At 70.8% G+C, this 9636-nt stretch carries 8 protein-coding genes; 7 read left to right on the top strand and 1 reads right to left on the bottom strand.

The window, feature by feature from the left end; genetic code table 11:
* The first annotated feature begins 305 nt into the window (after positions 1 to 305).
* Genes IF29_RS0132995 through IF29_RS0132970 form a run of 6 tightly spaced genes read left to right on the top strand, consistent with a single transcriptional unit; the run spans position 306 to position 7771 of the window.
* Positions 306 to 1916, top strand: a complete 1611-nt coding sequence (locus tag IF29_RS0132995) for an FAD-dependent oxidoreductase (RefSeq protein ID WP_232242697.1) — start codon at positions 306 to 308, stop codon at positions 1914 to 1916.
* Complete coding sequence (locus tag IF29_RS0132990) at positions 1916 to 3013, top strand: alpha-hydroxy acid oxidase (RefSeq protein WP_232242696.1); 1098 nt, start codon at positions 1916 to 1918, stop codon at positions 3011 to 3013. Before IF29_RS0132995 ends, IF29_RS0132990 begins: the two co-directional genes overlap by 1 nt.
* On the top strand, positions 3010 to 4395 hold the full coding sequence (locus IF29_RS0132985) for a cytochrome P450 (RefSeq protein ID WP_037597453.1): 1386 nt from the start codon (positions 3010 to 3012) through the stop codon (positions 4393 to 4395). Before IF29_RS0132990 ends, IF29_RS0132985 begins: the two co-directional genes overlap by 4 nt.
* Positions 4392 to 5669 (top strand): cation:proton antiporter, encoded by a 1278-nt coding sequence (locus IF29_RS0132980; protein WP_030262790.1) that lies wholly within the window; start codon positions 4392 to 4394, stop codon positions 5667 to 5669. The genes IF29_RS0132985 and IF29_RS0132980 overlap by 4 nt, the downstream gene beginning before the upstream one ends.
* A gap of 60 nt (positions 5670 to 5729) precedes the next feature.
* Positions 5730 to 6413, top strand: a complete 684-nt coding sequence (locus IF29_RS0132975; RefSeq protein WP_269665063.1) for a response regulator transcription factor — start codon at positions 5730 to 5732, stop codon at positions 6411 to 6413.
* Positions 6414 to 6442: 29 nt separating this feature from the next.
* A complete protein-coding gene (locus IF29_RS0132970; protein ID WP_157624041.1) occupies positions 6443 to 7771 on the top strand; it encodes a sensor histidine kinase in 1329 nt (442 codons plus the stop codon).
* A 66-nt stretch (positions 7772 to 7837) separates the two neighbouring features.
* Here IF29_RS0132970 and IF29_RS0132965 read toward each other — a convergent pair whose 3' ends face one another.
* Complete coding sequence (locus IF29_RS0132965) at positions 7838 to 8632, bottom strand: SDR family NAD(P)-dependent oxidoreductase (protein WP_030262785.1); 795 nt, start codon at positions 8630 to 8632, stop codon at positions 7838 to 7840.
* A gap of 85 nt (positions 8633 to 8717) precedes the next feature.
* On the opposite strand from IF29_RS0132965, the gene IF29_RS0132960 reads away from it, so the two are divergent.
* Positions 8718 to 9569, top strand: coding sequence for a helix-turn-helix transcriptional regulator (locus tag IF29_RS0132960; protein ID WP_030262784.1), 852 nt, complete (start codon positions 8718 to 8720; stop codon positions 9567 to 9569).
* Positions 9570 to 9636 lie beyond the last annotated feature (67 nt).

Genomic DNA, 9636 nt, shown 5'->3' with positions numbered 1-9636 from the left:
CGGCGCGCACCGGTCGCCACCAGCGTGGCCAGGACCACAAGAACAAGAACGGTGCCGACAGCGCGCATTTCGGGATCCCCGGATCGTCACCGGGGTCCCTGCCGCACCAACGCCGCAGATCCATCCCCGGGCCGACCAGACTTCCCGGCACACCGTGAGAACACCTTATCCAATCCTTAACGCCCTGGGCCGCAGCGGTCCGCACGCCGGCTCGGGGCGTCGGAACGCCGGCTCTGAGGTCCTTCTGAGATGGGGCAACGATTATTCACCCCGGGATGGTGACGGCTGCGACTAGGGAGGCCGATGTGCTGGAACGCACTCTTGACTACCTGCTGATCGGTGCCGGCCCGGCGGGGCTGCAACTGGGCCACCTGCTCGGGGAGCAGGGACGCGACTACCTGATCCTCGAACAGGGCAGCGCGCCGGGGAACTTCTTCGCAACGTATCCACGGCATCGCCGGCTCATTTCGATCAACAAGGTCCACACCGGCAGCACCGACCCGGAGTTCAACCTCCGGATGGACTGGAACTCGCTGCTGTCTCCGGACCCCGACCTGCGGTTCACCCGCTACAGCGAGCGCTACTTCCCCGAGGCCGGGGACCTGGTCCGCTATCTGGCCGACTTCGCCGAGGCGTTCGGCCTTCGGATCCGCTACGGCACCAGGGTCACCGAGGTCCGCCGTGAGGGGGACGGTGAGGCGGACTTCGCGGTCACCGACGACGCGGGCCGGGTGTACCGGGCCCGTCATGTCGTGGTGGCCAGCGGCGTCAGCCTGCCCCACGTCCCGCCGATACCGGGAGTGGAGACGGCGGAGCACTACGCGTCGGTCTCGGTGGAGCCCAAGGACTTCACCGATCAGCGGGTTCTGATCATCGGCAAGGGAAACTCGGCGCTGGAGACCGCCGACAACCTGGTGGAGACCGCGGCAGTGATCCACGTCGCCGGACCGCACGCGCTGCGGCTGGCCTGGCAGAGCCACTTCGTCGGGCACCTGCGGGCCGTGAACAACAACTTCCTGGACACCTACCAACTGAAGTCGCAGAACGCGGTCCTGGACGGATCGGTCCTGGCCGTCGAACGGGAAGATGACGGCTACACCGTGCGGTTCGCCTTCTCCCGCGCGGACGAGACGGTCAAGGAACTGCGCTACGACCGGGTCATCGTCTGCACCGGCTTCCGCTTCGACGCCTCCGTCTTCGCCGAGCCGGACCGGCCGCGCACCGTGATCAACGACCGCTTCCCGGAGATGACCGCCGCATACGAGTCGGTGAACGTACCCGGCCTGTACTTCGCCGGAACGCTGACCCAGCAGCGCGACTTCAAGAAGTCCACCAGCGGCTTCATCCACGGGTTCCGCTACGGCACCCGGGCCCTGCACCGGATCCTCGAACAACGCCACCACGGGCGGCCCTGGCCCCGGCGGGAGCTGACGCCGTCGGCCGAGGCGCTGGCAGCGGCCGTGGTCGAGCGGGTGAACCGGACCTCCGCGCTGTGGCAGCAGTTCGGCGTCCTGGCCGACCTCGTCACGGTCGGCCCCGACGGAACGGCCCACTACTACGAGGAGGTGCCGGTCGGCTTCGTCCATGACGCCGCGTTCGGCGGCGCCGACGGCGCTGTTGACGCCGGCGACGCGATCACGGTCACCCTGGAGTACGGGCCGGACCACGACAAGGTAGACCCCTTCGACATCACCGTCTCCCGGGTGGCCCAGGACCAGCCGGGGGTCGCCCACGACGCCGCGTATCTGCACCCGGTGGTCCGGCACTACCGGGCCGGCGTTCTCCAGGACACCCACCACATGGCGGAGAACCTGGAGAACGAGTGGAACCGGCCGGACGTCCACGTGCGGCCGCTGGTGGACTTCCTGGCCCGTTCGGTCCGCGCCCTCGGCGGGAGCCGGGCGGAGGCGCTCTGATGCGGGCGCGGATGATGCTGACCACCGCCGACTTCGAGGACGCCGCCCGTGAGGCTCTCGATCCGGTGTACTACGACTACGTCGCCGGCGGGGCCCGCGACGAGGTCACCCTGCGGGCCAACCGCGAGGCGTTCGGGCGGCTGAACCTGCTGCCCCGGATTCTGCGCGGCCGGGACAAACGGGACCTCGACCGCACCCTGTTCGACTGTCCGATGAGCATGCCGCTGCTGCTCTCCCCGACCGCCTTCCATCGACTCGCCCATCCGGAGGGGGAGTTGGCCACCGCGAGGGCCGCCGCGGCGGCCGGGGTGGTGATGATCGTGAGCATGGCCAGCACCGTGGCGGTGGAGGACATCGCAGCGGCCGCGCGCACGGTCACCACCGAACGCCCGCCCGCGCTCTGGTTCCAGCTGTACCTCCAGCCGGACCCCGACGTCACCGAAGCGCTGGTGGAGCGGGCCACCGCGGCCGGGTGCGCCGCGCTGGTGGTGACCGTCGACTCACCCGTACTCGGCCTGCACGAGCGGAACAAGCGCAACGGCTTCGACGACCTGCCGACGGGCATGGCCTGCGAGAACCTGCGCAATCTGCGCGGCGGCGAACCCGGGAGCGTGCGGCAGATCGCGATGTCCGCCGAGCTCTCCTGGGAACACCTGGACCGGCTCCGCCACAGCACGCGCCTGCCGGTCCTGCTCAAGGGAGTCCTGCACCCCGAGGATGCGCGGCTGGCCGTGGAGCACGGCGTCGACGGGCTGCTGCTGTCCAACCACGGCGGGCGCCAACTGGACACGGTTCCGGCGACGGTGGATCTGCTGCCCGAGATCCTGGACGCCGTCGCCGGACGCGTCCCGGTGCTGCTGGACGGCGGCGTGCGGCGCGGCACCGACATCGTCAAGGCGCTGGCCCTGGGCGCCGCGGCGGTGGGGATCGGCAGGCCGGTGGTCTGGGGCCTGGCCGCCGACGGGGAGGACGGGGTACGGGCGGTGCTGGAACTGCTCCGTGGCGAACTGGACCACACGCTCGCGCTGTGCGGGGCGACCGGGGTGGACGACCTGGTGCGCGACCTGGTCCGCCCGGGGTTCCCGGGGCTGCGATGACCGCGCTGTGGTGGGCGCTCGCCGTCCTGGCCGTCCTGGTCACCCTGCCGTACTGGCTGCCCACGGCCGTGGTCGCGCTCCGGGTGAAGGTCTTCGCCTGGGTCAACGGGGAGGAGGGCATCCCGGTCCCCGGCCCGCTGGTCGACACGGCGGCGTTCCGTCGCGTGTACGGACACCCCGCCGCGGACGGTCGCAGCCGCGGTGCGGCGCTGTCCGACCTGTTCTGGTACTGGCTCGCGCCCGGGCCCGAAGTCCACCAAGAGCACCTGGAGCCGGGACCGCGCTACGACGAGGTGGCCCGGTGCACCCGGCTGATCCTCACCGGCCTGGACCGGAAGGGCTGGGAGGACCTGGTCGGCCGCAGGGCCGGCGCCCTGTTCGACGACTGGAGCCGGCCGGGAGCGCGAGCGGGCACCCGCGCGGTGCGGCTGCGGGACCTGATGATGCCGCTGTGGGCCGAGGTCTACTACGAACTCGTCTTCGCCGAGGCCTGCCCGCCCGAGGTCAGGGACCTGATCGTGGCCAATGCCGACGACGTGGTCAGCGCGTTGAAGTGCACCCGGCTGCGCCATCTGGACCGCCGTGACGACCTCACCCGCTACCTGGAGCGCCGCGTCGCCGCGGGGTCGGTCCCGTCTGTGCTCCCGGCCTCGCTCACCACCCGGGAACAGGCCTACTACCTGCAGGGGACGTTCTTCAACACCGCGGTGGTGCAGATGTCCGAAGCCATGGCGCACCTGCTGCTGGCGATCGCCACCCACCCCGACGTCCAGCGGCGGCTGCGGTCCGAAGCCGACGACGACGCCTACCTCGGCCGCGTCATCGAGGAGGCCCTGCGGGTGTATCCGCTGTTCGGGGTCGCCCACCGGATCACCTCCGCCGAGATCGCGGTGGAGGGAGCGGCGGCCATCCCGGTGGGGTCGGTACTGCTGTTCAACTACAGCGAGTACCAGCATGCCGGACTGGCCGACGGCGAGGTGTTCGACCCGGACCGGTGGCTTCGGATCACGGCCCGGGAGATCAACCACATCCCGTTCGGGATCAGCGCCAACCGTGCCTGCCCGGCCCGCGGCATCGCCCCGGGGACCATGCGGGTAGCGGCCCGGGAGCTGCTGGACCGGTTCGACCTCGCCTCGACCGCCGCCCACACCCGATCGTTGCCCAATCGCGGACCGTGCCTGCTGACACCACGTCAGTCCGCACCCGCCGACGCGCCCGCGCCCCGCCTCCGGCTGGTCCTGATGAGGATCCGCGACCGTTGGGAGGGACTCGGCCGCAGCGTCGTGCAACTGCTGCTGGGCAGCTACATGGTCTGGGACGCCCGCCGCCAACGCCTGTGCCAACGCTACTTCGCCGCGCAGCCACTGGGAGGCGACTCGTGACCGTGACCGAACTCGCGCCCAGGTTCTTCCTTGCCGCCGTCGTCATCCTGCTGGTGTGCCGCACCGTCTCCTGGGGCCTGTCGCGGGCGGGTCAGCCGCCCGTGGTGGGGGAGATGATCGCAGGGGTGCTGCTGGGGCCCTCGTTGCTGGGCCTGCTGGCCCCCCGCGCCGAGGCGGCCCTGTTTCCGACGGCGCTGCTGCCGGTGCTCTACGTGGTCGGGCAGGTCGGCCTGGTCGCCTTCATGTACCAGGCCGGACACGAGTTCAAGTCGCACCTGGGGCGCGGGATCGCCGGCACGGCGCTCACGGTCTCGGCCGCGGGCATCGTGGTGCCGCTGACCCTCGGTGTCGGCCTCACCCTCGCCGCCCGGGGGCGGGTGGCGATCTTCGTCCCCGGCGTCTCCTCCGGCGTGTCCGCGGCGTTCGTCGGCGTGGCGCTGGCGATCACCGCGTTCCCGATGCTGGCCCGCATCATCACTGAACGCGGACTGGCCGGCAGCCGGCACGGGTCACTGGCCCTGGCCAGCGGCGCCCTGGACGACCTGGTCGCCTGGTGCCTGCTGGCGGCGGTGCTCAGCGTGCACACCGGACGCTCCTGGCCGGTGATCGAGGCCGTCGGGGGCGCGGTGCTGTTCGCCGCCGTGGTGTTGCTGGTGCTGCGACGCTTCCTGGACCGGGTGATGTCGCATCCGACGGTCGGCGACGAGACCAGGCTGGTGCTCACCGTCGCGGTGCTGTTCGCCGCCGCCTGGTTCACCGACGAGATCGGCCTGTACTCGGTGTTCGGAGCGTTCAGCATCGGCATGGCCATGCCCGCATCCGCGCAGGCCGAACGCGTGGTCCACACGGTCGGGTTCACCACCCGAGTCCTCTTCCTGCCGATGTTCTTCACCTACTCGGGACTCAACACCCGCTTCGGGCTGTTCGGCGACCCCGTCCTGCTGCTGTTCTCCCTGGCAGCCGTCCTCGTGGCGGTCGTCGGGAAGTTCGGGGCGTGCTGGGCCGCGGCCCGGATCCGGGGGGAGTCCCAGGTGACGGCGGCTCGACTAGGAACGTTGATGAACGCCCGCGGGCTGATGCAACTGATCGCCCTGAACGTCGGACTCCAGGCCGGAATCGTCAACCGTCGGCTGTTCACCGCCCTGGTCCTGGTCGCCCTGGTCACCACGGTGATGACCGCTCCGGTACTGGCCCTGCTGGACCGGCGTGCCGCGAGCCAGGCCCCCGAGGACGCCGAACACCCGCTTGAGGAGGCGCCTTTGAACGCCGGATGAGGCCTCCAATAGCTGAGCTGAGCCTGACATGGCTTCCATGCGCATGCCACAATCGGCACAGTGACCGCGTCCATTTCAACCCCAAGTGCACCGAAACTGCTGATAGTCGAGGACGACAGGGAACTCGGCCCGATGCTCAGCGGGCTGTTCGCCAGCGAAGGATATGCGGTCGACCTGGCCGCCGACGGGCAGCAGGGACTCCACCTCGGACTGAGCCGCCCGTACCAGGTGATGGTCGTCGACCGTCGACTGCCGGGCATCGACGGCCTCGAGCTGCTCGGGCGGCTGCGGCGGAGGGCCGTGACCGCCAGAGTCCTGATCCTCACCGCACTGGGCGACCACCACGAGCGGGTGCGGGGCCTGGACGGCGGAGCCGACGACTACCTGGTGAAGCCGTTCCACATCGACGAACTGGTGGCACGGGTAAGGGCGTTGACCCGAAGGTTCGCGGAGGAGGCCAAGCAGTTACCCATCGGCACCGGCCGCCTCGACGTCGAGCTGCACCAGGTCGAACTGGTCGACGGCAGCGCCGTGCAGCTCTCGCCGCGTGAGTTCGACCTGCTGCTGACCCTGGCACTCCGGCCCCGGAGCGTCCATTCAAGAGCCCACCTGCGGGCCCGGGTCTTCGCCGACACCAGCGCGGAGTCGCTGGTGGACACCTACGTGTACTACCTGCGCCGCAAGCTGGGCCGCGAGGCCGTGCTCACCGTCCACGGCTACGGCTACCAGATCGGCACGCTGTGAACATCCCGGCCCCGCACACCGACCAACAGGTGCTGCGACGCGTGCGGATCAAGCTCGGCGCCCAGGTGGCCGCAGTGATCACGGTCGTGGTGCTGATGCTCGGCTGCCTGAGCTACTGCCTCTTCCAGGACCGCCAGCAGGCCGACATCAGACGCGCGCTGGACTACTCCCTGGAGCACGGCAGCCCGGACCGCCCCGACCCGTGCATCTGGCTGTTCGTCCAACGGGCCGGACAGCTGGACCAACCAGCACAGCACCCGCCCGGATTTCCCCTGGCCACAGCCCTGCGTCGCGCCGCACAGGGCAGGCCGGCCCAGACCGACGACGTCGCCCGCAACGGGACGCACTACATCGTCGTCACCGAGGAGCGTTCCGGAGCAGTGCGGCAGGCCGTCTTCGACGAGCGCTACCAGAGCGCGGACCGACACCAGATGCTGACCGTCCTGCTCATCGCCGAACTGGTGGGCCTCGGGCTCGCCCTCGCCACCGGTGCGATCCTGGCCGAACGGGCCATCTCCCCGCTGAGCAGGGCTCTGGTCAAGCAACGGGAGTTCGTCGCCGATGCCAGCCACGAACTGCGCACCCCGCTCACCCGGATGCACACCCGGGCCCAACTCCTGCTGCGGGGAGAGCAGGACCGGTTCGGCGCCGGAACAGCGGAGGAGCTGCAGCGGCTCGTGGCCGGCTCGGCGCAATTGGCCGAGGTCCTGGACGATCTGCTGCTCTCCGCGAGCCTGACACCCCTGTCGACCGGCTACGAGCGCCTGGACCTGTCCGTGCTGGCGGCAGAGGTCGTCGAGGCCGAGCGGGCCCGCGCCGCACAGCAGCAGCTGACGCTCGAACTGAGGGCACCGGGCCAACCCGCCCTGGTCCACGGAATAGCTTCACCGCTGCGCCGGATGATCTCCAGCCTGGTGGACAATGCGCTCGGCCACACCCGCCCGGGCGGACTGGTGCAGGTGGTCGTCGAGGTCATCGACCGCGGCCACACCGTTGAACTCACCGTTGCGGACGACGGTGTCGGCTTCGACCCCGCGGACCGAGGCCGGATCTTCGAGCGCCTGGCGCGCGGCACGCAGGGCAGCGGACACCGGTTCGGCCTGGGCCTGGCCCTGGTCAGCACCATCGTGGAGAACCACGGCGGCACGATCTCCGCCACCAGCCGCCCTGGAAAGGGCTCCACCTTCACCGTGCTGCTCCCGTCCGCGACCCGCCACATCCGGCCGGCCGAGGCCCAACCAGCTCCGTTCGAGGTTCAACGGCGACCGATCACGGGCACCGCCGGGCCTCGGCCGTCCCGTTGTCCGGGTTCCTCCCAGCGACGGGGTCGTCGGTGGGTCGGATGTCGCCGAGGGTGAGCACACCTAGTGATGTGAGCATGGGCGCAGGTCAGGTGGTGCGGCGACGGTTCGACGGCCCGTCTGTCAGGCGCCTGCGCCGCCGTCGACCGGCACCATCGCGCCGGTCACCATCGAGGCCCGGTCGCTGAGCAGCCAGGCAGCTGCCTCGGCGATCTCGCGGGGCTCGGCCATCCGTCCCAGCGGGGTCGATGCCGTGATCCGGTCGACGACGCCGGGGGTCGCCGCCTCCCATGCGTCGATCATCTCCGTGGCGGTGCCGCCGGGGGTGATGCCGTTCACCCGGATACCGTCCCGGGCCCAGCTGACCGCGGCGGTCTCGGTGATGCTGTTGAGCGCGCGCTTCATGGCGGCGTATGCGGGGAGGGCCGGGTTCGCGCGGCGGCTGCCGATGCTGGAGGTGTTGACGATCGCGCCGCCCCCGTTCCGTCGCATGACTGCGGCCTCGGCGTTCATGGCGGTCCAGTGCGAGCGGAAGTTCACGGCGAACTGCTCGTCGATGTCCTCGTCGGTCGTCGTGTCGAGCGGGCCGGGTCGCTGCTGGCCGACCGCACCGTTGTTGAACGCGCCGTCGAGCCGTCCGTGCAGTTCCTCGACGCGGTCGACGGCGGCGCGGACGCTCGCACGGTCGGCGAGGTCCAGGGCGACGGCGTCGGCGACGCCTCCGTCGGCGCGGACCTCGGTGACGATGCGGGCGAGGGCGTCAGCGCTGCGGGCGGCGAGTACGACGGCGGCCCCCTCCCGTGCGAAGAGCCGGGCCGCAGCCGCGCCGATGCCGCGGCTGGCACCGGTGATGAGGACGACCTTGCCGGTGAGCAGGCCGATGGGTGCGGAGTCGATCGTGTTGGTGCTGTTCGTCATGCCGCCAGTCTGAGCCGGTCTCCGGGCCGGATGCAGGCACAGGCAGTACCAGGATCCGCCGCCACGCAGCGTGCACACTTGGGCTATGGACAGACAGGAACTCGGGGCTTTCCTCCGCAGCCGCCGCGAGCGGCTCCGGCCGGAGGACGCCGGCCTCCCCTCGGGCTCGCGGCGCCGTACGCCGGGTCTTCGACGTGAGGAAGTGGCGGTGCTCGCGCACATCTCCACGGAGTACTACGTCCGGCTGGAGCAGGGCCGGGCGCCGCGACCCTCGGGTGAGGTCCTCGCCGGGATCGCGGGCGCGCTGCGGCTCACGGACACCGAGTCCGACCACCTCCACGTCCTCGCGGGTACCGCGCCGAGTCGTACCGGACTGCACCGGCGCGACGTCCGCCCGAGCATCCTGGCGCTGCTGGAGCGGCTGCCGCAGACAGCCGCTTTCGTGACCTCCGCCGTGTTCGAGGTGCTCGCCTGGAACGACCTCGCGGCCGCGCTGATGGAGGACTTCGCCGGGCTCGCCGCGGAGGACCGCAATCTCGCACGCCGGGCATTCCTCCGGCCGGCCCGGGTCGACGGGACGCTGTACGGGATCTCCGACGTCAGGGAGTTCCGCCACCACGTCGTCATGAGCCTCCGATCCACTGTCGCCCGCTACCCGTCCGACCCCGCGGTTACCGGACTGGTCGACGAACTCCGGGACGCGAGCGCCGAGTTCGCCCGGCTCTGGCAGCAGCACGACGTACAGGCCGCGCCGATGCTCACCAAGACGTTCCGTCACCCGGTCGTCGGTGAGATCACCGTCGACTGCGACTCGCTCGCCCTCACCGACCGGGACCAGAACCTCGTGCTCTACAGCGCGCCGCAGGGTTCCCGCAGTGCGGAAGCGCTGGCCCTGCTGAACGTCCTCGGAGTCGAAGCCGGCGAATACCGGCGGTAGCGCCGGGGGGAAACGCCTTCGGGTTGCGGGACCGGCGGCGGCTGTGGGCCGTGCCGCCGCCGGTCGT

Origin of the sequence: Streptacidiphilus jeojiense (assembly GCF_000719095.1) — a bacterium.
Classification (GTDB): domain Bacteria; phylum Actinomycetota; class Actinomycetes; order Streptomycetales; family Streptomycetaceae; genus Streptacidiphilus; species Streptacidiphilus jeojiensis.
Note: the sequence above shows the minus strand (reverse complement) of the source record. Positions and strands in the feature narration are given on the sequence as shown.